Annotated in this window: 25 protein-coding genes; 20 read left to right on the forward strand and 5 right to left on the reverse strand. The window is 36.9% G+C overall.

The window, feature by feature from the left end:
• The first annotated feature begins 6 nt into the window (after positions 1-6).
• The 3 genes from GKE48_RS06710 to GKE48_RS06720 are packed head-to-tail and all read left to right on the forward strand — an operon-like array spanning position 7 to position 2,243.
• Positions 7-756, forward strand: coding sequence for a hypothetical protein (locus GKE48_RS06710; protein WP_154300715.1), 750 nt, complete (start codon positions 7-9; stop codon positions 754-756).
• Positions 753-1,601 (forward strand): hypothetical protein, encoded by an 849-nt coding sequence (locus GKE48_RS06715; RefSeq protein ID WP_118009593.1) that lies wholly within the window; start codon positions 753-755, stop codon positions 1,599-1,601. The genes GKE48_RS06710 and GKE48_RS06715 overlap by 4 nt, the downstream gene beginning before the upstream one ends.
• Positions 1,602-1,604: 3 nt before the next feature.
• Positions 1,605-2,243, forward strand: a complete 639-nt coding sequence (locus tag GKE48_RS06720; protein ID WP_154300716.1) for an ATP-binding cassette domain-containing protein — start codon at positions 1,605-1,607, stop codon at positions 2,241-2,243.
• An 84-nt stretch (positions 2,244-2,327) separates the two neighbouring features.
• On the opposite strand, the gene GKE48_RS06725 is transcribed toward GKE48_RS06720, so the two are convergent.
• The gene (locus GKE48_RS06725; protein WP_055287840.1) at positions 2,328-3,335 is read right to left on the reverse strand and encodes a sugar kinase; all 1,008 of its coding nucleotides are present in this window, start codon (positions 3,333-3,335) and stop codon (positions 2,328-2,330) included.
• A gap of 189 nt (positions 3,336-3,524) precedes the next feature.
• On the opposite strand from GKE48_RS06725, the gene GKE48_RS06730 reads away from it, so the two are divergent.
• From GKE48_RS06730 to GKE48_RS06760, 7 genes are all read left to right on the forward strand, one after another.
• Positions 3,525-4,205, forward strand: coding sequence for a YkgJ family cysteine cluster protein (locus GKE48_RS06730; RefSeq protein WP_154300717.1), 681 nt, complete (start codon positions 3,525-3,527; stop codon positions 4,203-4,205).
• 37 nt (positions 4,206-4,242) lie between these two features.
• Positions 4,243-5,055, forward strand: a complete 813-nt coding sequence (locus GKE48_RS06735) for a prolipoprotein diacylglyceryl transferase (RefSeq protein WP_154300718.1) — start codon at positions 4,243-4,245, stop codon at positions 5,053-5,055.
• Positions 5,056-5,328: 273 nt separating this feature from the next.
• Positions 5,329-6,948, forward strand: coding sequence for a phosphoenolpyruvate--protein phosphotransferase (gene ptsP / locus GKE48_RS06740; protein WP_055213960.1), 1,620 nt, complete (start codon positions 5,329-5,331; stop codon positions 6,946-6,948).
• A gap of 6 nt (positions 6,949-6,954) precedes the next feature.
• Positions 6,955-7,683 carry a glucosamine-6-phosphate deaminase gene (gene nagB / locus GKE48_RS06745; protein ID WP_154300719.1) on the forward strand — a complete coding sequence of 243 codons (729 nt, stop codon included), beginning with the start codon at positions 6,955-6,957 and terminating at the stop codon, positions 7,681-7,683.
• A gap of 36 nt (positions 7,684-7,719) precedes the next feature.
• Entirely contained in the window at positions 7,720-8,853 is a 1,134-nt protein-coding gene (nagA, locus tag GKE48_RS06750) for an N-acetylglucosamine-6-phosphate deacetylase (protein WP_154300720.1), read from the forward strand.
• On the forward strand, positions 8,847-9,326 hold the full coding sequence (locus GKE48_RS06755) for a PTS sugar transporter subunit IIA (protein ID WP_022098362.1): 480 nt from the start codon (positions 8,847-8,849) through the stop codon (positions 9,324-9,326). The genes nagA and GKE48_RS06755 overlap by 7 nt, the downstream gene beginning before the upstream one ends.
• Positions 9,327-9,397: 71 nt before the next feature.
• Positions 9,398-10,867: a PTS transporter subunit EIIC gene (locus GKE48_RS06760; protein ID WP_154300721.1), complete on the forward strand. Its 1,470-nt coding sequence runs from the start codon at positions 9,398-9,400 to the stop codon at positions 10,865-10,867.
• A gap of 81 nt (positions 10,868-10,948) precedes the next feature.
• Here GKE48_RS06760 and GKE48_RS06765 read toward each other — a convergent pair whose 3' ends face one another.
• Both GKE48_RS06765 and GKE48_RS06770 read right to left on the reverse strand, forming a co-directional pair.
• Positions 10,949-11,977: a P1 family peptidase gene (locus GKE48_RS06765; protein ID WP_055213954.1), complete on the reverse strand. Its 1,029-nt coding sequence runs from the start codon at positions 11,975-11,977 to the stop codon at positions 10,949-10,951.
• A 50-nt stretch (positions 11,978-12,027) separates the two neighbouring features.
• Positions 12,028-12,666, reverse strand: coding sequence for an ECF transporter S component (locus GKE48_RS06770; protein ID WP_012740357.1), 639 nt, complete (start codon positions 12,664-12,666; stop codon positions 12,028-12,030).
• A gap of 250 nt (positions 12,667-12,916) precedes the next feature.
• Here GKE48_RS06770 and GKE48_RS06775 point away from each other — a divergent pair, with 250 nt between their 5' ends.
• From GKE48_RS06775 to GKE48_RS06790, 4 genes are all read left to right on the forward strand, one after another.
• Positions 12,917-15,223, forward strand: coding sequence for an ABC transporter ATP-binding protein (locus GKE48_RS06775; protein WP_154300722.1), 2,307 nt, complete (start codon positions 12,917-12,919; stop codon positions 15,221-15,223).
• Positions 15,224-15,228: 5 nt separating this feature from the next.
• Positions 15,229-17,079: an ABC transporter ATP-binding protein gene (locus GKE48_RS06780; RefSeq protein WP_022098358.1), complete on the forward strand. Its 1,851-nt coding sequence runs from the start codon at positions 15,229-15,231 to the stop codon at positions 17,077-17,079.
• Between the two features lie 107 nt (positions 17,080-17,186).
• Positions 17,187-17,897 carry a LytR/AlgR family response regulator transcription factor gene (locus tag GKE48_RS06785; protein ID WP_154300723.1) on the forward strand — a complete coding sequence of 237 codons (711 nt, stop codon included), beginning with the start codon at positions 17,187-17,189 and terminating at the stop codon, positions 17,895-17,897.
• Between the two features lie 6 nt (positions 17,898-17,903).
• Positions 17,904-19,193, forward strand: a complete 1,290-nt coding sequence (locus GKE48_RS06790; RefSeq protein WP_154300724.1) for a sensor histidine kinase — start codon at positions 17,904-17,906, stop codon at positions 19,191-19,193.
• Between the two features lie 20 nt (positions 19,194-19,213).
• On the opposite strand, the gene GKE48_RS06795 is transcribed toward GKE48_RS06790, so the two are convergent.
• Positions 19,214-19,792 (reverse strand): accessory gene regulator B family protein, encoded by a 579-nt coding sequence (locus GKE48_RS06795; RefSeq protein WP_154300725.1) that lies wholly within the window; start codon positions 19,790-19,792, stop codon positions 19,214-19,216.
• Positions 19,792-19,941: an AgrD family cyclic lactone autoinducer peptide gene (locus tag GKE48_RS06800; RefSeq protein ID WP_119218719.1), complete on the reverse strand. Its 150-nt coding sequence runs from the start codon at positions 19,939-19,941 to the stop codon at positions 19,792-19,794. The genes GKE48_RS06795 and GKE48_RS06800 overlap by 1 nt, the downstream gene beginning before the upstream one ends.
• 309 nt (positions 19,942-20,250) lie before the next feature.
• On the opposite strand from GKE48_RS06800, the gene GKE48_RS06805 reads away from it, so the two are divergent.
• The 6 genes from GKE48_RS06805 (at position 20,251) to GKE48_RS15165 (ending at position 26,977) form a co-directional block, all read left to right on the forward strand.
• Positions 20,251-20,946, forward strand: a complete 696-nt coding sequence (locus GKE48_RS06805) for a helix-turn-helix domain-containing protein (protein WP_022098353.1) — start codon at positions 20,251-20,253, stop codon at positions 20,944-20,946.
• Between the two features lie 7 nt (positions 20,947-20,953).
• Positions 20,954-21,286, forward strand: coding sequence for a helix-turn-helix domain-containing protein (locus GKE48_RS06810; protein WP_022098352.1), 333 nt, complete (start codon positions 20,954-20,956; stop codon positions 21,284-21,286).
• Between the two features lie 69 nt (positions 21,287-21,355).
• On the forward strand, positions 21,356-22,801 hold the full coding sequence (locus tag GKE48_RS06815; protein WP_055287929.1) for a putative DNA modification/repair radical SAM protein: 1,446 nt from the start codon (positions 21,356-21,358) through the stop codon (positions 22,799-22,801).
• Positions 22,802-22,857: 56 nt separating this feature from the next.
• Complete coding sequence (locus GKE48_RS06820) at positions 22,858-23,619, forward strand: TIGR03915 family putative DNA repair protein (protein ID WP_154300726.1); 762 nt, start codon at positions 22,858-22,860, stop codon at positions 23,617-23,619.
• A 34-nt stretch (positions 23,620-23,653) separates the two neighbouring features.
• Positions 23,654-24,649 carry a DUF3878 family protein gene (locus GKE48_RS06825; protein ID WP_243138461.1) on the forward strand — a complete coding sequence of 332 codons (996 nt, stop codon included), beginning with the start codon at positions 23,654-23,656 and terminating at the stop codon, positions 24,647-24,649.
• 75 nt (positions 24,650-24,724) lie between these two features.
• Positions 24,725-26,977: a dihydroorotase gene (locus tag GKE48_RS15165; RefSeq protein WP_154300727.1), complete on the forward strand. Its 2,253-nt coding sequence runs from the start codon at positions 24,725-24,727 to the stop codon at positions 26,975-26,977.
• The last annotated feature ends 8 nt before the right edge of the window (positions 26,978-26,985 follow it).

Raw genomic sequence — 26,985 nt, forward strand, 5'->3', positions numbered from 1 at the left:
GATTTTATGAAGTGGAGAATCTGGAAAAGACCACCGGAGTGGAAAAAGATATCATTGTATGCTGTTGTTATTTTAGTTTCATTATTTGTGTGTGAATATGCATTTGCAGCAAGAAAGGCAAAGGGCGTCACATGCGTGAAAGATTTTATTATTACATATAATTACAGGGTTGTTCCTTATATAGCAATTCCTGTTATTATGGTTCTTTTAATATCGTATTTTAGAAGAATGTATGATGATAACAGAATGGTGCGGTATGTTAATATAAGAAATTTTTACATTTCTGTAATTGGTGGGGGAATTGGCAGGATTGTATTATATGTAGTTATTATGGCTGTCTGGGTGTTTATAGGCGGTGTTGTATCGACACATGGAATTATTGATAACTGGCAGTCAAAAAATGCGATGGCAAAGAGAGTTTATGGAGCATATCTTACAGACACAAAGTTTATCACAGTGTTTTCAGGAATTTTCATAACATTAATTTTAATGATGATTATAAACATGGAAATGCTGATGATAATACACAGATATATACATAGCTGGATTGCCGGATATTTTATATGCATAGTACTTAATCTGTATATGCTGGTTGAGCAGGGAAATGCCAGAGTGCTGAAAACATTTATAACATACAGGGTATACCAGAATGGATGGAGATACAGCAGTCTTGTGTATATGGCTGTGATAGTGGCTGTACTGCTTATGGTTATATTATTGATGGGAAAATGTGACAGTTTAAGGAGAAACCGATGATGTTTTGGAATATTTTAAAAAATGATATAGCGCGTGGAATATTTAAAAGAAAATATTTATACATAATATCGACTGTTGTAATAGCTGCACTGGTAATTATTGCTGATATGAGTCTGGGAAGAAAAACCGGTTCACATGGATATACAGGTCAGGTATCAGTGGGGGATTTGTTTCAGGTGTTTTACAGGGGCAGCAGAATAATTAAACCAGACAATATGGCAGAATTTTATATATCAGAACAGTATCTGTTTATGGTTCTTGGCATTGCATTTATTGTAGGAAACTATTGTGTCAGGGATTTTGGCAGTGTGGGTATGCAGATAATAATCAGATGTGGAAGCATTGGCAAATGGTTTGCAGGTAAAGTTATGTGGTGTTTTGCAAGTGCTTTATATATGACAGCGTTGACGGATATATTAATTGTAATTATAAGTGTAATTCATGGATATGAACCGGGACTGGATGTGCATATGGAAGTGCTTCGTATATATGGATATCCAGAGAATGTAACAAATGTGGCAGCAGGTAAAATAGTGGTTATGAGTCTGGTTCTTCCGTTGCTTTCATTATTTGCCATAGCACTGGTGCAGATGTTTTTATCAATGATATGTTCGTCTGTAATAGCACTTTTACTTATATCAACAGGAATGATAATAACGATATTTTCAGGAAATGTATTACTGGTATTCAATGGTCTTATGTGTATGAGAAATAATATATATACTGCTGGAGGAACAGACAGTATTCATATGATGATTGCTGATGTTGTAATAATACTTATATCCATAATAGCAGTATATATATATGTCAGCAGGATGGATATATTAAATGCAAAGGAGATATAGTGTATGAGGGTTGTATTAAGAAATGTGTGTAAAGATATAAAAGGAGCAAGAGTTCTTGATAATGTTAATCTTGAACTTGAAAGTGGCATGGTATATGGTTTTAAGGGAAAGAACGGTTCTGGAAAAACCATGCTTATGCGTGCTATAAGTGGGCTTATAAAAGTGAAGGGTGAAATTGAGATTGATGGGAAAATACTGGGAAAAGATTTTACATTTCCACCAAGCATAGGAATTCTTATAGAGAATCCTTCGTTTGTGGCGGAATATACGGGATTGAAGAACCTTGAGATGCTGGCATGTATTAAGAATAAGATTGAAATTGAAGATATAAGACATGCAATGGAGCAGGTGGGACTGGATCCTGGCGATAAGAGAACCTATAAAAAATATTCACTTGGAATGAAGCAGAAGCTTGGAATAGCAGCGGCATTTATGGAAAAACCTGATATCATAATTCTTGATGAGCCTATAAATGCGCTCGATGAAGCGTGTGCAAAACAGGTTCACAAGATACTTGAGGAGCAGAAAAAAAGAGGAGCACTTATTATAATTGCCTGCCATGACAAGGAAGAACTTGAAATGCTGTCAGATGAGATAATTGAGATTTATGAGGGCAGGATTGTTGCCGGGGAAAAAGAGTGATTATGAAATGAACTTAAAAACTAAGGCAGTTAATTCTTATATAAGGGATTAACTGCCTTTAAGTTTTTTATATGAATAATAAAATTATCTCTGAACTTCGTTACCAGCATCAGAGAAAGCGAGCTTCATAACTTCGTCAACTGTAACTAAGTTGTAATCTCCACTTACAGTATGCTTTAAGCAGCTTGCAGCGTTAGCAAATTCAACTGCCTTCTGAGGGTCAAAGTTGTTGATAAGGCTGTAGATAAGACCAGCGCAGTAAGCGTCTCCGGCACCGATGTAGTCAAGAATGTGCATGAAAAATTCCTTGCTGTAGTAAGCCTTGCCTTCTGTGTAAATCATTGACTGGAGCTTAAATGTTGTGATAGAAGTTTCTGTTCTCCATACTGAAGCAACCATCTTGAATGGGAATTTCTTCATAAGTTCCTTGGCAATGTAAGCATTTTTCTCCTCGCCATTAGCATCGGCAGGATTCATAGAGAAGATACCGATAGCGTCATCTTCGTTAGCGATACATACATCAACATACTGGCATATACGAGACATTGCCTCACATGCCTTTTCGCTTGACCAGAGCTTGCTTCTGTAGTTTAAGTCACAGCTTACAGTCATGCCTTTTTCCTTAGCCTTCTGGCAGGCTGTGATACAGATATTAGTCATCTCATCAGAGATTGCAGGTGTGATTCCTGAAAAATGGAACCATGTTGCACCGTCAAATATTTCGTCCCAATTAAAGTCATCAGCAGTAGCAAGCGCAAATGCAGAACCTGCTCTGTTATAGATAACGTTAGTTGGACGCTGGCTTGTCTTCTTCTCAAGGAAGTAGATACCAATCTGATCGCCGCCACGCACGATATGGTCTACGCCCACGCCGTACTGACGGAGTGAGTTGATTGCAGCCTGTCCGATTATATGTTTTGGAAGCTTTGTTACATAATTAGCATCAACATCAAAGTTAGCAAGGGACACAGCAGTATTGGCTTCTCCACCTCCATAAACAGCCTCAAATGCATTGCACTGAGTAAATCTTGCGTTGTTCTCAGGAGAGAGACGAAGCATAATTTCACCAAATGTAACAATCTTATCTTTCATTTTTCTTAATCCTTTCTCAATATCAGATTTCCTAAAATAAATATACAAGAATGTATTTTAGCACATTATGGCGAAAAATGGGAGTAAAATGTTCTTGATTTGATACATATTTTTTACTATAGTTAAATGTGAAGTAAATATGTGCGTGAAGATTTATAATCTTTTGTACACGTTTGAAAGGATTGAATAATGTTAAGAAATGTTTCATTAGAAGATATATCGGATGGCAGACTGTATACTGAGAATGACCTTGTGCGTGTTGATACTAACTCGTGTAAGGGCTGTCAGACTGTATGCTGCCAGAATATGGGAAGTACGATTGTGATTGACCCATATGACTGTTACAAGCTCACAACCGGATTAGGGAAAACATTTGAACAGCTTACGATGAACGAGCTTGAGTTAAATGTTGTGGATGGTATTATTATGCCTAATTTAAAAATGCAGAAATCAGACGGAAGATGTGCTTTTCTTCGTGAAGATAATCTGTGCAATATACATACGATAAGACCGGGAATATGCAGAATGTTCCCACTTGGAAGATACTGGGAGGATGAGACACATTTTAAATATATTGTGCAGAAGGGCGAGTGTAATAAGGATAATCTATCGAAGATTAAACTGAAAAAATGGCTTGGCATCGAGGGACTTGCGGAGTATGATTCTTATATTGTCAGATGGCATGAGTATGTGAAGCAGCTTCAGGCGGCACTACCGGGACTTTCAGAGGATAATGTGAAGATTCTTAATACATTTAACTTAAGAGTGTTCTATATGACGACATATGCCGGATGTGCTGATGATAAGGCATTTTATGCGGAATTTGACAGAAGACTTGCGATGGCTAAGGAAAAGCTGGGACTGATGTAGGATTGGTTCACAGGTGACAGAAAGGAAGATTGATTTTATGAAGACAGATTTATTTCATATAGGAAAGTTCGTAATTCATGGTTATGGACTGATGATTGGCATAGGTTTTGTGCTGGCACTGCTTGTTGGCGAGTACAGGGCTAAGAAAATGGGAATGAAAGAGGAGGCTCTTATTGATATTGCGATAATTGCGGGAGTATCGGGATTTCTTGGAGCAAAGCTGTTGTATATAATAGTGAGCTTTAAGGATTTTATAGAAGATCCTATAGGTGTGCTTGGCTCATCGGGATTCGTTGTATATGGCGGACTTATTGCAGGTGTACTGTGCAACCTTATATATGTAAAGATTAAGAAGTTATCATTCCTTGAATATTTTGACCTGGTAATGCCTGAGATAGCGCTGGCACAGGGCTTTGGACGAATCGGCTGTTTCCTTGCAGGCTGCTGTTACGGAAGACAGACAGATGCAGCCTGGGGAGTTGTTTTCCCGGCTGGTTCACTTGCACCATCAGGAGTTAAACTGATTCCTACACAGCTTATATCATCGGGGGCAGATTTTCTTAATATGGCGTTTCTTATGATAATAGCAGCTAAGTTTTCTTATACTGCTGTTATGAAGCGCAAGGCTGACGGTAAGGAAGCTGCCGGAAAGCATATGGCAGCAGGTAATATTGGATTCTTATATTGCATAACCTACGGACTTGGAAGATTTGCAATTGAGTTCTTAAGAAACGATTACAGAGGTGAGGTCGGAATATTCTCTACATCGCAGTTTATCTCTCTTTTCATTGTGTTACTTGGTGTGGTTGCGATGGCTGTTAATCATAAGTTGAAAAATGCGGACAGATAGAAATACTAATATGGACTAATCAGCGTTGTATTATAAATTACACTGGCTGGTTAGTCTTTTTTATTGCCTTTTAATCTGCAATGTATTAATAAAAATACATAATTTATTAAAATATGACAAATAATGCTGGACATTTTGTTAAAAAATTGTTAATATGTAAACATAATAAAGCGAACGACAATTTAATACATGGAAATTAGTACATTTTAGTTAATATAATAAATATTTGTATATCTGGGGAATGTTTATTATTAGAATCTGAGAGGGTAGAATATGGAGAAATATATTGGAAAATCAGTATATAAGGGTACTGCCATCGGACCAGTTAATGTTCTAAAGAAAAGTGAAAGTCTGATTAAGCGTGTACATGTTGAGAATGTTGATGAAGAATTAAAGCGTCTGGACAAAGCTAAAGAAAAGACGCTTCAACAGCTTGCCAGGCTGTATGATAAAGCATTAAAGGAGGTTGGTAAAGTTAATGCAGAGATATTTGAAGTGCATCAGATAATGCTTGAAGATGAAGATTATCAGGATGCCATTCATAATATGATATGCAATGAGAATGTTAATGCAGAATATGCGGTGTCAATAACAGGAGATAATTTTGCTGACATGTTTGCTAATATGGATGACGATTACATGAGGGCACGTTCAGCGGATGTAAAGGATATATCTAATCGTCTGGTGAGCAATTTGAGCGGTGAAGAGCAGCCTGACTGGGAAAACACAGAGCCATCAATTATTGTGGCAGATGATTTGACACCGAGTGAAACTGTACAGATGGATAAGAATAAGATTTTAGCATTTGTGCTCGTACATGGTTCGGCTAATTCCCATACAGCAATTCTTGCAAGAATGATGAATATTCCAGCATTAATTGGTGTACCAATTGAGTTAGAATCCTTACCCAATGGAGTTAATGCAATTGTAGATGGTCAGAATGGAATTTTCTACCTGAATCCGGATGAGAATCAGATAGCACAGGCTAAGGAAGCCCAGCAGAAGGAACAGGAACAGAAAAAGCTGCTTGCTAATTATAAAGGAAGAGAGTCAGTCACAAAGAGTGGCAGAAAGATTAACCTTTATGCGAACATTGGAAATGTATCTGATGTTGCTTATGTATTAGAAAATGATGCTGAAGGAATAGGATTATTCAGAAGTGAGTTTCTGTATCTTGGAAGAGATGAACTTCCGGACGAAACAGAACAGTTTAATGCATATCGTCAGGTATTACAGATGATGGCTGATAAAAAAGTAGTTATTCGTACACTTGATATTGGAGCAGATAAAAAAGCAGATTATCTTGGTCTTGGCAAGGAGGATAATCCTGCGCTGGGTTATCGTGCCATAAGAATATGTCTGGAACAGCCGGATATATTCAAAACACAGTTGAGAGCATTATTAAGAGCTGCTAAATATGGTAATTTATCTATAATGTATCCAATGATTATTTCTGTAGAAGAAGTTGTAAGTATTAAGAAGATTGTTGCTGAGGTGGCAGAGGAACTGGAGAATGAGAATATTCCATATGAGATTCCAGAGCAGGGAATTATGATAGAGACACCGGCGGCAGTTATGCTAAGTGAGGAACTTGCAGAGCTTGTAGATTTCTTTAGTATAGGTACTAATGACCTTACACAGTATACACTTGCAATTGACAGGCAGAATAACAGATTAGACAGATTTTATAATCCGCATCACGAGGCAGTTCTCAGGATGATTGAGATGACCGTACAGGGTGCACATAAGCATGGTAAATGGGTAGGAATCTGTGGAGAACTTGGAGCAGATACTACTCTTACAGAGAGATTTATTAAGATGGGTATAGATGAGCTTAGTGTATCGCCATCAATGGTACTTGGTGTTCGTAGCAGAATATGTGAAATGGAGTGATAAGTGATGAAAATATACAAAGCAAAAGATTATGCTGATATGAGTAGAAAGGCAGCTAATATTATATCAGCACAGATTATTATGAAGCCGGAATGTGTACTTGGACTTGCGACTGGTTCAACGCCAGTTGGGTTATATAAGCAGTTAGTAGAATGGTATAAAAAAGGTGACTTGGATTTTTCAGCAGTTAAGACTGTTAATCTTGATGAGTATAAGGGACTCAGTCAGGACAATGATCAGAGTTATTATTATTTTATGCATAAGAATTTATTTGATAATGTGAATATATCAGTTGAGAATACTCATATTCCTAATGGAATGGAGCAGGATTCAGAAAAAGAATGTAACAGATATTCTGAACTGATTAAGTCTCTTGGAGGTATTGATTTACAACTTCTAGGAATAGGCCATAATGGACACATAGGATTTAATGAACCATCAGATTCATTTGAAAAACAGGTTCATTGTGTTGATTTAACAGAATCTACAATAGAAGCTAACAAGAGATTTTTTGAATCAGCAGAAGACGTTCCAAGACAGGCATACACAATGGGAATCAAGACAATAATGCAGGCAAAGAAGATTCTGGTTATTGCAAGTGGGGAAGATAAAGCACAGATTGTGAAAGAAGCCTTTTTTGGACATATTACACCATATGTTCCTGCATCAGTTCTGCAGCTGCATAATGATGTAACACTGGTAGCAGATGAAGCAGCTCTTAGTAAGATTTACTAAAGCTTATTAACTTGGTGGATAGAAGGTTGAGAAGATATGATTATAAAGAATGCTGATGTTTATACACAGGATAATGTATTTGTTAAGGGAGATGTCGTTGTAGATAACGGTACATTCACCAAAGTGCTGGATATACATAATTATGTTGGCGATGAAGTTGTAGATGCTACAGGACTTAAGATGATTCCAGGACTTGTTGACATTCATTTTCATGGATGCAAGGGCGCAGATATGTGTGATGGAACTAAAGAGGCACTTGATATAATTTCGCGGTATGAGGCTTCTGTCGGAGTGACGAGTATATGTCCGGCAACCATGACGATAGCTAAGGAAGAACTTGTTGAAGTTATGAAGAATGCCGGAGAGTATTCATATAATGGTGGAGCCCATCTGGTAGGAATTAATATGGAGGGACCTTTTATAAGTCCACAAAAAAAGGGTGCACAGGCAGCAGAGAATATTATGCATTGTAATTATGAGTATTTCTGTGAACTCCAGAAAGCTGCACATGATTTAATAAAGATTGTTGATATTGCACCAGAAGAGCCGGGTGCGATGGATTTCATAGATAAAGTAAAAGATAATGTTGTGGTGTCGATTGCTCATACAGCAGCGGATTATGATACTGCGATGGAGGCAATTCAACATGGTGCAACTCATGCAACACATTTATACAATGCAATGCCCCCTATGAATCATAGAAAGCCTGGTGTTATAGGTGCAATAAGAGATTCATATCAATGTCATGCAGAACTGATATGTGATGGAGTTCATATTCATCCATCAGTAATACGGGCAACATTTGCTATGTTGGGTGCGGGACGCATAATACTAATCAGTGACAGCATGAGAGCAACAGGATTAGAGGATGGCGAATATACTCTTGGAGGACAGCCTGTAGTGGTAAAAGGTAATCTGGCAACATTACATGATGGAACAATTGCCGGATCAGCAACTAATTTAATGGATTGTCTTCGATATGTCGTTAAAAAAGCAGGGATTTCATTAGAAACAGCTGTTATGTGTGCAACAGAGAATCCGGCAAAGGAAATTGGTATATATGATAAAGTCGGAAGTATTTCTGTAGGAAAACAAGCAGATTTCGTGCTTATTGATGAGGAATTGAATATTAAGAGAGTATATATTGATGGAAAGGAGATAATATGCTAGGTTTTTTCAAAGGAAAGTCAAAGGATAATATTATTTATTCTCCATGTAAAGGAAAAGTGGTGCCAATTACTGAAGTTTCAGATCCAACATTTTCAGAAAAGGTTCTTGGAGATGGATTTGCAGTAATCCCTTCTGAAGGAAAGATATATGCTCCGGCAGATGGTGAGATTTCAATGGTGTTTGATACTCTTCATGCTGTGACAATGACAACCAGTCAGGGAACAGAATTACTGATACATATTGGGCTGGATACGGTAACGCTCAAGGGAGAACCATTTATTTCACATGTTTCAGGTGGTCAGCAGGTAAAAAAGGGTGATTTACTTTTAGAGGCTGATCTTGAAAAAATAAAGTCGGCAGGATTGGATACGATTACACCAGTCCTTATATGCAATACCGACGATTATAATAAAATTAATCTAATAAAGGAGGGTGAGGTATCTATTGATGATGAAGTTCTGAAAATATCATAATTACTCAGGATTTCACAATGCGCGTGATTGGGATAACCCCGATTAATAATGATTTAAAGGAGGAGAAAAGTATGAAATTTCTTCAAAAACTGGGAAAAGCGTTAATGCTTCCTGTGGCAGTACTGCCTATATGTGGTATCCTTATGGGTATCGGTTATATGCTGTGTCCAGAAGCTATTCAGGGTGGAGATATTCAGGGCGCAGCTGATATGATTGGTCTGTTTCTTGTAAAAGCTGGTGGAGCTTTAATTGATAACATGGCAATCCTTTTTGTAATTGGTGTCGGTGTAGGTATGTCAGATAAAAATGATGGTACCGGAGGAATTGCGGCACTTGCTTCGTGGCTTATGATGACAACACTTCTTTCTACAAAGTTTGTTACAGTAATTATACCTTCTATAGCAGACAGTGCAACTAAAACTCTTGCATTTAACAAGATTGAGAATCCATTTATTGGTATTCTTGCTGGTATAATCGGTGCTATGTGTTATAACAAGTTTAAAGATACAAAATTACCAAACTGGTTATCTTTCTTTAGTGGAAAACGATGCGTAGCAATTGTTTCAGGAGTAGTATCAATTCTTGTATCTGTTGTGTTATTATTTGTATGGCCATTACTGTTCAGCGCATTAGTAAGCGTTGGTAAGGCAATTGTAAAGCTTGATATTGTTGGTGCAGGTATCTATGCATTCTTGAACAGATTGTTAATTCCTACCGGATTACATCATGCGTTGAACAACGTATTCTGGTTTGATACTATCGGACTTGGAGATTTACAGCACTTCTGGGCAGGACAAACATCAAGTGATGTTTCATGGAGTCTTGGAATGTATATGTCAGGCTTCTTCCCATGTATGATGTTTGGTGTTCCTGGTGCAGCTTTAGCTATGATTAAATGTGCAAAGCCAGCTAAGAAAAAAGTAGCTATAGGACTTGTTGCTTCTGCAGCATTATGTGCATTTATCTGTGGTGTTACAGAACCATTTGAATTTGGTTTCATGTTCCTTGCTCCTGGACTCTATGTTATCTATGCACTTCTTTATGGTATATTTACAATGATTACAGTTGCATTAGGCTTCAGAGCAGGATTTAGTTTCTCAGCAGGTGCTACTGACCTGTTATTCTCATCATCTCTTCCGGCAGCACAGAAGACATGGTTGATAATTCCTCTTGGTATAGCAGCATTCTTCGTATTCTATTTTGTATTCTTATTTGCCATTAAGAAATGGGATTTAAAGACTCCTGGCAGAGAAGATGATGATATAGAAGCAGAAAAGAAAGTTGAACTTGCAAGTGACGATTATACAGCAATTGCAAAGACAATTCTTGAAGGCTGTGGCGGAAAAGAGAATATTGCAAGCATAGATAATTGTATTACAAGACTGAGACTTGAAGTAAAGGATATTACACTTGTTAATGATAAGGTTATTAAATCAGCTGGTGTTGCTGGTGTTATGAAACCTGGAAAGACATCTGTACAGGTTATTATAGGAACTAAGGTACAGTTTGTTGCGGATGCATTTTCTAAGCTTTGTGAATAATTAAAATGTAAAAATAAAGATAATATAAAAATCCCCGGTAAGACTGTCAGAACAGCAGCTTATCGGGGATTATTTCATGTGTTACTTTACCATGCTTAAAAATTCTTCATCAGATATCTTAGAATTCATTACAGCATTCTTAATTGCAGCGGACATAACGCGGGCAGCAAGTGTTCCTGCGAAGTTGATATCAACACGTACAGCTTCGTTGCCGCCTCGTTTTGCAGTGCTTGCAGCATATATTGTATCTCCGTCTGCCATTGTGCCGACTGGATTAATGCAGCGTGCATACGCATTTCTTGCCATAGATGCAATCTTGTTAAGTTCAGCCTTGTTAAATGCAGCGTTGGTTATAATCGCACCGATTGTTGTGTTGCCTGTGAACATATCGCGAGGTGCCATGAACTGATAGAGTGCTTCTTCACAGCTTATATACTCTGTTCTGTCAGCGTTCTTAAGTCCGGCAAGCTTTTTACCGGTTTCATAATCTGATATATCTCCAAGTGCATTTACAACAACAATTGCTGTCATTATAAATGTGCCAGCTTTCACTGAATATATTCCAAGTCCTGACTTTTCAGCCTGCTTCATTCCCATAATCTTGCCGACAGTCGCACCTGTTCCGGCACCGATACAGCCCTGAATGGGTTCGCTGCTATCCGAATTGGCAGCGGTGGAAGCATCAGTATTGACAACACCGGCCTTCATAAGTGCCTGAATGCAGGCCTCATATCCCATAGTACTGTCTGGGCGTACTTTAGAGCTTCCATATCCAAGATCAAATATGCATGACTGGCATACAAGCGGAACAAGTGAAACGCCTGTGTTATATCCTATACCATGTTCTTCAAGACATGTCATAACTCCGTCAGATGCGGCAAGACCGTATGCTGAACCGCCTGACAGCACGATGGCATTAATCGGATTGTCAGCAGTCATAGGCATAGTAAGAGGTGTTTCTCTTGATGCCGGACCGCCACCGCTAATGTCACAGCCTGCTGTAGCTCCGTCTGGAAAATATATAACAGTTACACCAGTGCCAGCTTCCTTATTGGAAGCATGACCTAATCTAAAATCATTAATATCATTAACTGAAATCTCTGTAAACAAAACTAATCCTCCGTTGATTAATGTCCGATTTATTCAATCAAAGTGACTGACTAATTCTGGTTAAGCTTAAGTGCAGCATATAATGCACGGGAAACCACACTAGCAACAATAAAGCAGATTCCTGCCTCAATAAGTCCCTGAACACCAACAAATAATACTACGAATATAAGTGGGTTCTTAGCTCCGAGTGCAGTAACGAAGGCCTGTACATAATCTGTATTATAGAAGAAGAGAACAAGTGAACTCATGAATAATAAAGTATTAAGTAAAGGACAGCAGAGGCTTGCTATATAATAAGAAAATTTCTTAACTCCATTAATACTGTGAAGTCCCTTGAATATAAGTCCTGTAAGGAAGCCTTCAAGAGTTCTTGTTACTACTGTTGTTACAAATGTACCAAATGGATTAATTCCGAGAAGAACAGTTCCCATTGCGCCTCCAACGAAGCACTGATAAAAGCTTGTAAGTCCGAATGTCAGACCACAGATTAAACCGCCGACAGGTCCTAAGATGATAGCACCTACAGCTACAGGAACAGTTAAAAGGGTGATAGAAAGTCCAGGGGTACGGATGTAGCCTAATGGGGTCAGTGACATAACGAGTATGACCGCAACCATAAGTGCCAGCTCCACCATGTACTTAGTGTTGAACTTCGTTGCAGAAGTTCGAGTTGCATTGATAGTATTCATATTGTCTCCTTTGCGGAAAGGTATGCAGCCCTTCCGGCTTGTTAAGATACATCTCCGAAAAACGGATGACGTTCGCGCGTATAATAACATATATATTGTTATTATTCAAACATTCTTTATAAATTATTTATAAAAATACATTTGACATTAATTTACTATGATGAAAATCGGTGTTAATATAAGAAACGCTTATTTATTATTGAAAGCAGATTTTTTGAAAATATTTATTAATAAAGATGGGAGAGTGTTTATGAGCAGAATTATTAAAAATGTGCTGCCATACTGGAAGTCGATAGTGCTGGTATTTGCACTGCTTATTGTTCAGGCAGTGTGTGACTTGTCGCTTCCTGCGTATACTTCAGATATCATTGATACAGGTATACAGAATGGAGGCATAGAGCATACTGTGCCAGAAAAGATTACTAAGGAAGAATTTGACACTGCGAAGCTTTTTATGACAGAGGAAGAAGCACAGCTGTGGGAACAGTCGTATTCTTATAATGAAGATGATAATGTCTATGAATTAAGTGTCAAAGGTTCTAAGAACAAGACTGATTTAGACGACACACTTTTTACAGCACTTATAATTAACAACCAGATGTCTTCAGTGACTGAAAGTGCATTCAAGAGCCGTATGGCAGAGCAGATGCATGTAAGTGAAGAACAGCTTGCCAATGTTTCGGTAGAAGATATTGGAAAGTCTATGGGCGTTGAACTAACTACATTTACACAGATGATGGAAGATTCGGATGGTAATGAGGTTGAAACTATATGTGTGGATATGAGACAGATAGTGAAGGCAATGTATAGTGCAGGGGCTATGAGTAAAGACGATATCCTTTCTATGCGAAGCGAATTCCAGAAGACTATTGATACCATGGGAAAGACTCTTGTTTCGTCTATGGGCGTTGCTTATGCAAAGAGCATGGATGCCAAGGCAGGAATGGACATGGATTTTATCCAGACTAAGTATCTGTGGGCAGCTGGTCTTAAGATGGTTGCCATGGCACTTCTTATGGCGGTTACTTCTGTATGTATAGGCTTCCTTGCATCAAGAGTTGGTGCAGGCGTTGCAAGAGATATGAGAGGAAAACTGTATTCTAATGTCATGGGATTCTCTAATGCTGAGATGGACAAATTCTCTACAGCATCACTTATCACAAGAACAACTAATGATGTACAGCAGGTTCAGATGGTTACGGTTATTATGCTGAGAATGATTCTGTATGCACCAATTCTTGGTGTTGGAGGAATTATAAAGGTTGTTGGAACGGGAGCCGGCATGGGCTGGGTTATAGTTATGGCTGTTGCGGTTATCATTGCATTTGTAATGCTTCTTATGGTAATTGCGATGCCTAAGTTCAAGCTTATGCAGAAGCTGGTAGATAATGTCAATCTTGTATCCAGAGAGATTCTTACAGGTCTTTCTGTAATAAGAGCCTTTGGAAGAGAGAAGAAGGAAGAGGAAAGATTTGATGAAGCTAATAAGAAGCTTACTAAGACAATGCTCTTTACTAACAGAACAATGACATTCATGATGCCAAGCATGATGTTTATCATGAATGGTTTGTCAGTTCTTATCGTGTGGGTTGCCGCACACAGAATTGATGCCGGAGTTATGCAGGTAGGTTCTATGACTGCATTTATAACATATTCGATGCTCATAGTTATGTCATTCCTTATGCTTACAATGATGTCTGTAATGCTTCCAAGAGCGATGGTTGCAGCTGACCGTATAGATGAAGTTATTAATACACATTCTTCAATAGAAGACTCTGAGAATCCTGAGACAATTGAGTCTGCAAAGGGTGTAGTTGAGTTTAATCATGTAAATTTCATGTATCCGGGTGCTAAAGCGAACGCACTTGAGGATATTACATTTAAAGCAGAGCCGGGTAAGACTACAGCAATTATAGGAAGTACGGGCTGTGGAAAGTCAACGCTCGTTAATCTTATTCCAAGATTGTATGATGTTACAGGAGGAAGCATTACTATTGATGGTCATGATATAAGAAATATCTCTATGCATGACTTAAGAAGTGAGCTTGGTTACGTGCCTCAGAAGGGAATGCTTTTCTCTGGTACTATTGCAAGTAATTTAAGATTCGGTAATCCTGATGCAAGCGATGAAGATGTCGTTAAGGCAGCACAGATTGCACAGGCAACTGAGTTCATTGATAATAAGGCTGAGAAGTATGACAGTCCTATAGCACAGGGCGGTACTAATGTTTCAGGCGGTCAGAAGCAGAGACTTTCTATTGCCAGAGCAATAGCAAAGCACCCAAGAGTGTTTATATTTGATGACAGTTTTTCAGCACTTGATTTAAAAACTGACGCAATTCTTCGTAAGGAGCTTGCTGCAAATGTGTCTGATGCCACTGTTATTATTGTAGCTCAGCGAATCAGCACAATCCTTCATGCAGATCAGATTCTTGTTATGGATGATGGTAAGATTGTTGGCAAGGGAACGCATGAAGAACTTATGAAGACATGTGAGACATATCAGCAGATTGCAAGTTCACAGCTTTCTGCTAAAGAGCTTGGAAAGGAGGCCTAGTCAGTATGGAAGATAATAAAAATATCAAAATGCCACCGAAAAGAAGAATGGGACCTCCGGGAAGAGGAATGGCACCTGTTGAGAAAGCCAAGGATTTCAAAGGATCAATAGGAAAGCTTATAAGATATATTGGAAGCTATAAGATTGCGATAATATTTGTTGCAGTTATGGCTGTATGCTCAACAGTATTTTCTGTTGTAGGTCCGAAGGTTCTTGGTAAGGCAACTACAGCTCTGTCAGAAGGTCTTGTAAAGAAAATCGGTGGAACTGGTGGAATTGACTTTGGAAAGATTGGAACAATTCTTATATTCGTGCTTTGTCTGTATGCCGCAAGTGCAGTATTTAACTTTGTACAGGGCTGGATAATGACAGGCATTACACAGAAGGTCTGCTACAGATTAAGAAAAGAAATCAGCGAGAAGATTAACCGTATGCCTATGAAGTATTTCGAGAGCAGGACATATGGTGAGGTGTTATCAAGAATTACTAACGATGTTGATACACTTGGAATGGGACTCAACCAGAGTATTACAACAATCATTACATCTTTAACTACTATGATTGGTGTTCTTGTTATGATGTTAAGCATTTCACCGCTTATGACACTTATTGCGGTTATAATACTTCCAATATCAGTGGGACTTGTTTCTTTCGTTGTTAAGAAGTCACAGGGATATTTCAAAACACAGCAGGAGTATCTTGGACATATTAACGGACAGATTGAGGAAACTTATGGCGGACATATGATTGTTAAGTCATTTAATAAAGAAAAGGATATGGTTGATTCATTTAACAAGACTAATGATGTCCTTTATGGTTCAGCATGGAAGTCACAGTTCCTTTCAGGAATGATGCAGCCAATCATGATGTTTGTAGGTAACTTAGGTTACGCATGTGTTGCATTAACCGGCGGTCTTCTTGCTATTAAAAATGTTATAACAATCGGTGATATTCAGGCATTTATCCAGTATGTGAAGAATTTCACACAGCCAATCCAGCAGATTGCTCAGGTTATCAATCAGGTACAGTCTATGGCAGCAGCTTCTGAGAGAGTATTTGAATTTCTTGATGAAGAAGAGGAAGACCAGACTGTTAAGAATCCTGTTTCTACAGAAGGAATTAAGGGCGAGGTTGATTTCGAGCATGTAAGATTCGGATACAATGAGAACCAGACTATCATCAAGAATTTCAGTGTAAATGTTAAGCCTGGACAGAAGGTTGCTATCGTTGGACCGACAGGTGCAGGTAAGACCACTATTGTTAAACTGCTTATGAGATTCTATGATGTTAATGATGGAGCTATTCTTGTTGATGGACATAATGTTAAGGATTTCAACAGAAGAGAATTAAGAGACGCATTTGGAATGGTTCTTCAGGATACATGGCTCTATAAGGGTACAATTATGGAGAATATCAGATACGGAAAGCTTGATGCAACTGATGAGGAAGTTATTGCAGCAGCCAAGGCAGCTAATGCACATCACTTTATTGAGACACTTCCGGGTGGTTATGACTGTGAGCTTAACGAGGACGCAAGCAATGTTTCACAGGGACAGAAGCAGCTTCTTACAATTGCAAGAGCAATCCTTGCAGATAATCCAATCCTTATTCTTGATGAAGCAACATCTTCTGTTGATACAAGAACAGAGGAGAGAATCCAGAAGGCTATGGATAATCTGATGAAGGGCAGAACAAGCTTTGTTATTGCACACAGACTTTCAACCATCAAAGATGCTGATGTGATACTTGTTATGAAGGATGGTGATATCGTTGAGCAGGGAACTCATGATGAGCTTCTTGCAAGAAACGGTTTCTATGCTGACCTTTATAATTCGCAGTTTGAGCAGGCTTCTTAGATTGATAATATATATGTTAAGAGAAACGGCAGGAAGAAATTTCTGTCGTTTTTTTAAACATTTTGATATAATAAAATTATTAATTAGTTAAGTGAAGAGGATAATGCATGAATATATTAATATGTGATGATGATAAGCTTTATATTGATATGATAAGAAAATATGTGGATGAATTCTTTGCTGATCATAAGATAACGGATTATAAGGTTTATGAATATAACAGTGGAGATGAAGCAGCTAAGAATAATGAAAAGATTGACATTGCATTTCTTGATGTTGAGATGGACGGAATTAATGGAATTGAAGCTGGCAAATGTTTAAGAAATAATAACAAGAATATTGTGTTATTCATAATAACTTCGTATATGGGCTATCTTGATGATGCAATGGACGAGGGAGTTTTCAGGTATATTAATAAAACATTGGAAAGACCTGTGATTATGCGAGGTTTACATAAGGCATTATTATTATGCAGCAAGAGTCAGAGCAAGAAAATCAATATTGAATATAAGGGTGATAATGTAATTATTGAACAGGATTCGATTATATGCATAGAGTCACTTGTTAGAAAAAGATATATCAAAACAGATACGAAGTCGTACATAAGTCTCAAAAGTCTTTCTTATTGGCAGAGTGTTCTTGATGAGGATAAATTTTTTCTTGTCAATAAATCCTTCATTGTTAATATAGACAGAGTTGAGCGATTTACTGATAAGTATATTGAACTTAAGGGCATCGAAGAACCAATAGATTTATCAAGAGAAAAAAGAACTGCATTCAAGCAGAAAATGCTTCTGTATCTGGCAGGGCAGGAGTAGGTGGATATGGAAATTATAATGAGTTACATTTTTTCACATCTTGTAGAAGCAATAGTATTGTGGATGAGTATGTCACAGATGTATGAACATAGATATAAACAGTGGGTGACGGGCATTGCTATCATGATAGGACATGCTGTAATGTTTGGCGTGTTTCTGACGGGAAATATATATTTTATTACGGCAATTAACAATTCAACGTATATTTTGTTAATAGCATTATTGTTTAATATAAGCAAAAGATCAGCAGTGTTTTGGGGTATTATATTAAATGCAATGAATGCATTATCGGAATTAATAATGTTTTTTACAGCTAGATATATTGTTGGTATTGAGAATGCAGGTAAAAAGGATACGGTAGATATAATTTTTATGTTTTGCCTATGTAATATTAGCTATTTTTTAATAACGCAGACGTTAGTGTTTATAAAGAAGAGGAGCATTGTATTCGATAAAGGTGATATGTCAAAAATTCTTTTAATGGGTTCATTGACAACATCATTAATTGTTTTTATGACATATTATATTATTGGAACAACCTGGGATTTGCATCAAAAAGAGACGATATGGATGATGATAAGTTCGATTGGATTGGTATGTTCAGATATATTAATTTTGTGGTCTAACATAAAAATTGATGAACGTAATGCTGAAAATGAACGTATCAAGATTCAGCTTGAACAGGAAAAGGCAGACGCAAGATATTATAAGCTTGAAAATGAGAAGAACGAAAGTCTTGAAATATTAAGACATGATATGAATAATCATCTTAATACAATGCTTGATATGGAAACTAATAGTGATTTGAAGGATTATATAACTTCAATTATGGAACAATATAATATTAAGAAGAGAACAACATTTTCTAATAATAATGTACTAAACGGTTTAATAAGCGAATATAATAGCAAATGTTATATAGAAAATATAGAATTTGTTGTGGATATACGGCCAGGAACAATAGATGATATAGCTGCCACAGATATAGTGGCATTGTTTGGCAATATATTATCGAATGCATATGAAGCTGCGAAGCAATGTGAGGAAATTAATGAAAAATATATCGAACTGGTTGTTAAGAGAAAGCAAGAGACAACACTTATCAAATGTGTAAATTCATGTGCTGTTCCACCTAAAATAATAGGAGGAAATTTCATTTCAATTAAGAAGGATTCTGACAGAAAACATGGATATGGAATGAAGAGCATAGATAAGATTGTCGATAAATATCATGGAAGCCACATTGAACAGTTTGATGAAAATGAATTTACAATATCAATAATGCTTATGATATAGAAAACAGGAAGCTGTATGAATTAATAGTACAGCTTCCTGTTTTTTTCTGTCATACATGCAATATGTGAAATAAAGCAGAAAATAATTACAATTGATATGCAGCTTGCTGTCCTATACAGGTGTGAGGCAGTTGCTGTGATAATAATAATGTTAAAAACAGCCAGTATACCGATAAGGCATCGGTGATAATATTTTTTCTCTGAGTCTGATACTGAGTGATTAACAGATATTACAGGACCTTTAATAATTAATTCCGCGTCAGCAATTATAAGCGCAATAAACATATATAATGATGGCTTAATGAAGGAGGAAAGCCATGCAATTGCAATAAGTATTATGACAGAAAAAATCAGGCATGCCGTAGAAGACTGACAATGATAACCACCACAATATTTTCTTATGAGCAAAAACGAAAATACTTCAATTAGTCCAATCGTTATATTATGAGTGGCTATACAATACGCTGTGAAAATAATTGTCGGATTAATAATCAATAATAAATATTGTATTGCGTATATGTATAAATCAATGTCATCATTCTCAAGTATACCTGATTTTATAAGCCATAAAGCTATGTGGCGAGAAAGTTTCTCTACCATTATCTTGTCTTCTTAAACTTCTTTAATGATGTTGGTTCAACAGGCTGATTTAAAAAGTAGCTTGATGAAGCATTAGCACCAGAAGTTAAAGTGCGGTTAAGCATGGCAGAAACGCCTTTGCTTAATGCAGACTTAATTGTTTTCTTCATAACATTTTCCTCCTTCATTAAGATATTATTAATTATATTTGATATAAAATATTTTTAAATGGCTTATGTCTCAACTGTACTTTTGAATGTCTTAAATGTATTTTTGCGATATTATGCAACATTTTTATTATCTGTCACAAATATTATTCTATACACTAAGAAATTTATTCCGATATGATAAAATCAAGATGTTATCATTAATTGCACATAAACATTTGCACTAATCTAATTCGCAACAAACGCTATATATGTGCGGAATGTGCGTATACTAAAATTTAATAGTAATCATACTAATGTACAGGGGTTGCTATGGAGTATACAGATCGTTACAAAGCATTTTGCAAAAGAATGAGCATATATAGAAAATTAATGGACTACGATCAGGCGAAAATGGCTGTGCGGGTTGGCATGACTACACCAGAGTATTCTAACAGGGAAGCGGGAAGGAGCATGGTGTCAGGCATTGACCTCAGAAAATTTTCTGATTCAGGGGCGGATATTGACAAGATGTTAGTTGATGTCGATGAAAAGCCATGCAGGTATGTGATTTCTTCAGAAATAGAGACATTTGGTGAAGAATCAAAGAAGGAATATGTAAGAGGCGTTGTGAGTGAGCATATTCTTTATATGTGTGAGAAGAAGATAGCTGATTTTTCAGATGATACTGTAAAGTATATCAGACTGCTTAAATCTATTGACAAGGATTCAACTAAGGATTCTATGTTAAAATGTATTAGAGATGTCAATGGTATAACTGACCAACAGGTTATATCAGATAATCTGGGAATATCAAGATTTAAATACAGCAAAATTGAGAATAATAAGGAACTTCCGGATGCAATGGTTCTTATAAGACTTTACGATTTGTATGGTTATGTCCCATCTATGTATTTAAATCTGTATGATGTCAGAGGCCGGCTTCTTGATTATATATTTGACAGCATGTCTCAGAAAGATCAGGAAATAATAATGAATTTTATCAATAATTTGAAAGAGTTCGTGTGAGGAAGTTATGAAAGAACGAATTATAAATATTGGACCCAGACTTAAGCAGAGAAGAAAGGAAATGCGTATAAAACAGACGGAAATGGCTAAAGAGCTGGGTGTGTCGCAGACATATCTTTCTAATATTGAAGGTGGAAGAACCAATTGCAGCATAACTTTGTTTGTAGATATATGTAATTATCTTAATGTAACGCCAGATTATCTGATGTTAGGAAATATGCGTGGAAATAGAGCAAGTATAGATATAATTGATGAATTGAAGATGTGCAGTTCGGAAGAAATTGCCACAGTAAAGAAAATAGTTGATGCATTTGTTCTGAAAAAGACGGAGCCATACTGATAAGGTATGGCTCTATTTTTTTTGATTAAAATGCTTGACATACCGAACATATGTTTCTATAATAAACATATGTTCGAATTACATTCAGATCTTACAACTATGGAGAAATTAGAAATTCTGGCAGATGCTGCCAAGTATGATGTTGCATGTACATCAAGTGGAGTAGACAGGAAGGGAAAGAAAGGCTTCCTTGGGAACAGCGTGGCATGCGGTGTATGTCATAGCTTTGGTGCTGATGGCAGGTGCATTTCGCTTCTAAAGGTTTTAATGACTAATCATTGTGTGTATGATTGCAAATACTGCATGAACCGATGCTCTAATGATGTGCCGCGGGCTACATTTACACCTGATGAATTATGCAGGCTTGTTATAGAGTTTTATAAGCGTAATTATATTGAAGGATTATTCTTAAGCTCTGGGGTTTTGAAGAATCCGTCATATACTATGGAAAGAATATGTGAAACACTGATGCTTTTACGGACTAAGTATAGATTTAATGGTTATATACATGTTAAGGCTATACCGGGAGCACCAGATGAGCTGCTTTCAAGGGCTGGGTATCTTGCAGACAGGGTAAGTATTAATCTGGAACTGCCTACAGCACAGAGTCTTTCTAAGCTTGCTCCTAATAAGAGTTTTAAGACTATTCTTGAGCCTATGGAAAAGATTACAGGTACAATTGCGGCTAACAGACTGGCATTGGGAAAAGATGCACGAATGGAAAGAAGCAGCATTAACAGATATTTGACAGGAAGCATATTCAACCAGAACGGGACGGATAACGGTCAAGCAGCATTATCAGGAACACAGAGAACAGCGTTGGAATCAGGAGATAAGTTATCGCTTCCAGCGGTTTCTAAAGATATGTGTGTAAAGCGTCCATTTGCGCCTGCAGGGCAGAGTACACAGATGATAATAGGTGCGACACCGGAAACTGATCTTACGCTTATCAGAACGACGCAGCATTTATATAAGAATTATGATCTTAAAAGAGTATTTTATTCTGCTTATATACCACTTAATGAGGATTCTGCATTGCCACAGCTGGATGCAGATGTTCCACTATTAAGAGAACACAGGTTATATCAGGCAGACTGGCTTCTTAGGTTCTATGGATTTCAGGCAGATGAATTATTGTCAGAGAGCAGACCTAATTTTAATGAACAGCTTGATCCAAAGTGTGACTGGGCAATAAGACATCTTGGACAGTTTCCTGTCGAAGTACAGAATGCATCATATGATATGCTTTTAAGAATTCCTGGAATTGGTCCTAAGTCTGCCAGACGAATAGTGGAGACAAGAAGATATGCGAAGCTTGATTTTGATATATTAAAGAAGATTGGTGTAGTACTTAAGCGAGCACATTATTTTATAACATGTAATGGAAGAATGATGTATAGAATACCAATAGAGGAGTCATATATAACGGAATGTCTGACTGATGATAATCACAAGGAGAACTGGGAGATTACGCATCAGAATGAAAAGTATCAGCAGCTTTCACTTTTTGAATAAAAAGTGTTGGTATATATGATGGATGTAATGAAGAGTTTTTATATGGAGGTCTGTTTATGTATATATTTACATGCGAGAATACATTTGAAGATATGATGTGTTGTATATATCATGCATGGGAGAAGGCTTTGAAAGTAGGCCATGGATGTGTTAGACTTGAAAAGCGTGGAGAAGAACAGATTTCTTTATTCGACGAATATATATATGTTGAGTATAATGAAGAAGAGTATAAGAAAGTAGTGCGCTCGATAAAACATAAGATATCTGAAGAGGCATATGCATGTGTGTATTATGCATGTTTATCGTCAGAACAGGATGCATTAGATACAGCCTATAGGTTTCTGATAAAAGGGTTTAAGATTGGATCAGATATAACATTTATGAGAAATGACTCTGATGTTATGAGAATTAAGGATATACGCAGGAAGGTTTTGCACGAGACAAGATATTTTATGGAGTTTGCAAGGTTTAATTCAATTGGTAACAAAGTATATGTGTGTCATCTTGAACCAGAAAGCGATGTTATATATGAAGTTTCTTTACATTTTGCTGACAGAATGCCTTCTGAGAACTGGCTTATAATTGATGATAACAGAAAAAAGTCTGTAGTTCATACTACTGATGGGCAGATGTATATAAGATATTTTACAGATTATGATATGTCAGTTCTGGCAAAGACAGAAGATGTGAATGATGAATATACAGATATGTGGAAAATCTTTTTTGAGACTATAGCAATTAAACAACGCTATAATCCTGAATGTCAGAGAAATCTTATGCCAGTGTGGATGAGAAAGCATGTAACAGAGTTTCAGTAACACGCAATTCTTTATGTTAAGGGATGTGTAATTGATGAGTAAAATTGTGGATTATGTATCAGAAGATAATAAAAATGATATGCTTAATGACGTGCGTGATTCTGATTATGATGCGTTTGTTAAGCTTTCACAGGTATTTGAACTTAATGTATTCTGTCCTGTTCATATGGAAGGGGAGAAGGACTGGGTTGTTGCTTATCTTATGAATGATGCAGTGGAGAGCTTTCTTGTATTTAAAGATTCAGTTATGACTGGAAATTATATTGATGTGGATGAGGAACAGATACCATCTGTGCAGATGTTAAAAGATGGATATATGCTTATAGTTAATCAGGGGAATAAGAATATATTTACAATAAAATTCAGCAGACTGGAATTAAGAACATATTTATTTAATTATGGCAGCATGGGGCATTTCTGGATAAAAGGATATGAATATTTACGCCAGCTTGAATATCAGCTTGCTGATATAAGAGACAAGTATAGATATCTTGGAGAAGAGGTATGCAATGATGCTGAACGTGTGCTTATGAAACTGGCGGATTTTCCTCCAATTAAGAGATTTCAGTCTGTGCCAGACCAGTATTATGTTTCATGCCCAGATTGTGTTTATGAAGAGGCTGTAGATTATCTTATAGATATAGCTGAGAGAGTTGAAGATAATTCGATAAGAAGAAAACTTAAAGCTTATAAGAAGAAAACTTCAGGGTTAAGAAGTATACAGCTGGCGGCAATGTTTGGAATGAGGAAACATGCTGTGTTTGTGGATGCAATAATAGCAGATTTGAGGGAAGCGGCATCAGGTTATCCACAGAGAATTTTTTCAAGAGAAGAACAGGAAATTCATAATGTGATACATGCAAAAGCAATAGCAAATCTGAATGAATATGAGAAACAGGGATATAAGTGTCTGCTTTATAGAGAAGAACCATTTATGTACGCAAGAGATTCAATAACCTATAAGGAGCATGTTCTTGTGTATATTAATGGAATAATAAGCAGAAAGGCAAAGATAGTTTCTTTTGAGTGACATATAAAGCAATTGTGATGTATAATACGAAATATATCTATAATAAGTCAGATAACAGGAAGAGAGGATGTATTTATGGGAAAAGTAAAGGTTGTTTCCAAGAATAATCAGGTGAGTGTTAAGGTTAAGAGTACAAAAGATGAACAGCTTAATCAGAATATGGCTGAATTACTTTCAAATACAGCTGTAGAAGGATTTCTCCCTTTTCATATAGTGTCAGATAATAATGGATTTACAGCAGAGTATGGAACAGCGGGATATGAGACAGCTAAAGAGTTTTTTAAAAACAGGGTTATAGACCAGCATACTTTTTCTGTATTTATGAAGAGCAGTGTCAATGCGTTGTCGGGTATGTCAGCATATAATATGGAATATGGTAATGTCATGGTTTCACTTGATACTGTATTAATTGAATCTGCTACGGGAAAGGCTTTATATTTGTATTATCCAGCTACAGGTTACAATAATGGTGAATTTTATAATGTTTTTCTTGATGAGATACTCAGAATGATAAGAACACCTATGAATTCAGATGTTTCATTTATGGTAAGGTTAAAGGAACTCCTTAAACAGCCAGAGAATATGACATGGAATATACTTGGTGAATATGCTGATTCTATAGATGTACCCGCAGTAAACAGAGAGAGTATGCAGCCACAGGTACATGTTGTACAGACACAGCAACCAGAAACAGTACAGTTTACACATCAAGCGCCACCTGTTATGTATACAGCTCCAGTGCAGATGCAGACTGATATACAGAATACAGGATGTGTGAGTGGTGGAGATGATAAGATATGTCCGGTATGCGGAATGCGTAGTACAACACCCGATGCAGTATTTTGCATTGGATGTGGTTCTAGATTGGAGTCTGCAATGCAATTTTCTGTAAAAAATGAGCAGACAGAAATTAAAAAGAGATGCAATAAGTGTGGGTTTTCTAATAATTCAGATGCCTTATTCTGTTCTGAATGTGGAACAAAATTAGAGGATATAGGAGTATTAGAAAGTACGGAGATACAGGATAATGATGATAATAATGCGAAAGATACATCGGTGATTATAATCAAAGGTGGAAGAGTTGTAGATCCTGTCAGTAAAACAGATGAGATTATGGATATCATTATTAAGAATAATATAATTGAGGAAACTGGATATAATCTTAATGTTATGGAAGGTGCAAAAGTAATTAATGCAGAGGGACTTATTGTTGCACCAGGACTTATGGATACACATGTACATTTCAGAGATCCAGGATTTACTTATAAAGAGGATATTATTACTGGAGCAGCAGCAGCAGCAAAAGGTGGTTTTACAAGTGTAGTCTGCATGGCTAATACTAAACCAGCAGTTGATAATATTGAAACACTTGAGTATATTCAGAAAAAAGGTGAGACAACAGGAATTCATGTTTTGCAGACAGCGTCTGTAACTAAGGAATTAAAAGGTGTTGAACTTGTAGATATGGAAGCACTTGCTAATGCGGGAGCTGTTGGATTTACAGATGATGGAATTCCGATTATGAATGAACATGTTCTTGTAGAGGCCATGAAGAAGGCAGCAGAGTTGGATTTACCAATCAGTCTTCATGAAGAGGATCCAGAGTTTATAATAAGACCAGGAGTTAATCAGGGAAAAGTTGCTGAACAGCTTGAATATGGAGGTGCATCTGCTACAGCAGAAGATGTTATGGTTGCAAGAGATTGTATTCTTGCATTGCATACAGGAGCATCGGTATGTATACAGCATATTAGCTCAGGAAATTCAGTGGAAATTGTCAGAACTGCCAAGAAGCTTGGTGCTGATGTGCATGCTGAAGCAACTCCACATCATTTTACTCTTACAGAAGATGCGGTACTTAAGTATGGAACTAATGCCAGAATGAATCCGCCATTAAGAACGGAAGAAGACAGAATTAAGATAATTGAAGGTATTAAAGATGGTACGATTGATATGATAGTGACAGATCATGCACCACATAGTGATGAAGAGAAGGCCAGACCATTAGAAAATGCACCTAGTGGAATTACAGGTCTGGAGACATCTCTGGCACTTGGAATCAAATCACTGGTAGAACCGGGACATATATCTTTAATGAAGCTTATGGAATTAATGAGTAAGAATCCTGCTGAATTCTATCGTATGATACCGGGAAGTATTACTAAAGGAGCAGCAGCAGATTTAGTTATCTTTGGAGAAAAAGAACTATGGACCGTAAGGAAAGAAGATTTTGCATCAAAGGCATCTAATAGTCCTTTTATCGGATGGGAATTACCAGGTAAAATACATTATACTATATCTTCAGGAAAGATAGTTTATCAGAGATAATAAAATTC

The sequence above is a fragment of the Lachnospira eligens genome (assembly GCF_009680455.1).
GTDB lineage: Bacteria > Bacillota > Clostridia > Lachnospirales > Lachnospiraceae > Lachnospira > Lachnospira eligens_A.

What these genes read in the sequence shown, in the direction of transcription:
- GKE48_RS06710 (WP_154300715.1), top strand. Translation starts at nt 7, where the DNA reads ATGAAGTGGAGAATCTGGAAAAGACCACCGGAGTGGAAAAAGATATCA.
- GKE48_RS06715 (WP_118009593.1), top strand. Translation starts at nt 753, where the DNA reads ATGATGTTTTGGAATATTTTAAAAAATGATATAGCGCGTGGAATATTT.
- GKE48_RS06720 (WP_154300716.1), top strand. Translation starts at nt 1,605, where the DNA reads ATGAGGGTTGTATTAAGAAATGTGTGTAAAGATATAAAAGGAGCAAGA.
- GKE48_RS06725 (WP_055287840.1), bottom strand. Translation starts at nt 3,335, where the DNA reads ATGAAAGATAAGATTGTTACATTTGGTGAAATTATGCTTCGTCTCTCT.
- GKE48_RS06730 (WP_154300717.1), top strand. Translation starts at nt 3,525, where the DNA reads ATGTTAAGAAATGTTTCATTAGAAGATATATCGGATGGCAGACTGTAT.
- GKE48_RS06735 (WP_154300718.1), top strand. Translation starts at nt 4,243, where the DNA reads ATGAAGACAGATTTATTTCATATAGGAAAGTTCGTAATTCATGGTTAT.
- ptsP (WP_055213960.1), top strand. Translation starts at nt 5,329, where the DNA reads ATGGAGAAATATATTGGAAAATCAGTATATAAGGGTACTGCCATCGGA.
- nagB (WP_154300719.1), top strand. Translation starts at nt 6,955, where the DNA reads ATGAAAATATACAAAGCAAAAGATTATGCTGATATGAGTAGAAAGGCA.
- nagA (WP_154300720.1), top strand. Translation starts at nt 7,720, where the DNA reads ATGATTATAAAGAATGCTGATGTTTATACACAGGATAATGTATTTGTT.
- GKE48_RS06755 (WP_022098362.1), top strand. Translation starts at nt 8,847, where the DNA reads ATGCTAGGTTTTTTCAAAGGAAAGTCAAAGGATAATATTATTTATTCT.
- GKE48_RS06760 (WP_154300721.1), top strand. Translation starts at nt 9,398, where the DNA reads ATGAAATTTCTTCAAAAACTGGGAAAAGCGTTAATGCTTCCTGTGGCA.
- GKE48_RS06770 (WP_012740357.1), bottom strand. Translation starts at nt 12,666, where the DNA reads ATGAATACTATCAATGCAACTCGAACTTCTGCAACGAAGTTCAACACT.
- GKE48_RS06775 (WP_154300722.1), top strand. Translation starts at nt 12,917, where the DNA reads ATGAGCAGAATTATTAAAAATGTGCTGCCATACTGGAAGTCGATAGTG.
- GKE48_RS06780 (WP_022098358.1), top strand. Translation starts at nt 15,229, where the DNA reads ATGGAAGATAATAAAAATATCAAAATGCCACCGAAAAGAAGAATGGGA.
- GKE48_RS06785 (WP_154300723.1), top strand. Translation starts at nt 17,187, where the DNA reads ATGAATATATTAATATGTGATGATGATAAGCTTTATATTGATATGATA.
- GKE48_RS06790 (WP_154300724.1), top strand. Translation starts at nt 17,904, where the DNA reads ATGGAAATTATAATGAGTTACATTTTTTCACATCTTGTAGAAGCAATA.
- GKE48_RS06795 (WP_154300725.1), bottom strand. Translation starts at nt 19,792, where the DNA reads ATGGTAGAGAAACTTTCTCGCCACATAGCTTTATGGCTTATAAAATCA.
- GKE48_RS06800 (WP_119218719.1), bottom strand. Translation starts at nt 19,941, where the DNA reads ATGAAGAAAACAATTAAGTCTGCATTAAGCAAAGGCGTTTCTGCCATG.
- GKE48_RS06805 (WP_022098353.1), top strand. Translation starts at nt 20,251, where the DNA reads ATGGAGTATACAGATCGTTACAAAGCATTTTGCAAAAGAATGAGCATA.
- GKE48_RS06810 (WP_022098352.1), top strand. Translation starts at nt 20,954, where the DNA reads ATGAAAGAACGAATTATAAATATTGGACCCAGACTTAAGCAGAGAAGA.
- GKE48_RS06815 (WP_055287929.1), top strand. Translation starts at nt 21,356, where the DNA reads ATGTTCGAATTACATTCAGATCTTACAACTATGGAGAAATTAGAAATT.
- GKE48_RS06820 (WP_154300726.1), top strand. Translation starts at nt 22,858, where the DNA reads ATGTATATATTTACATGCGAGAATACATTTGAAGATATGATGTGTTGT.
- GKE48_RS06825 (WP_243138461.1), top strand. Translation starts at nt 23,654, where the DNA reads ATGAGTAAAATTGTGGATTATGTATCAGAAGATAATAAAAATGATATG.
- GKE48_RS15165 (WP_154300727.1), top strand. Translation starts at nt 24,725, where the DNA reads ATGGGAAAAGTAAAGGTTGTTTCCAAGAATAATCAGGTGAGTGTTAAG.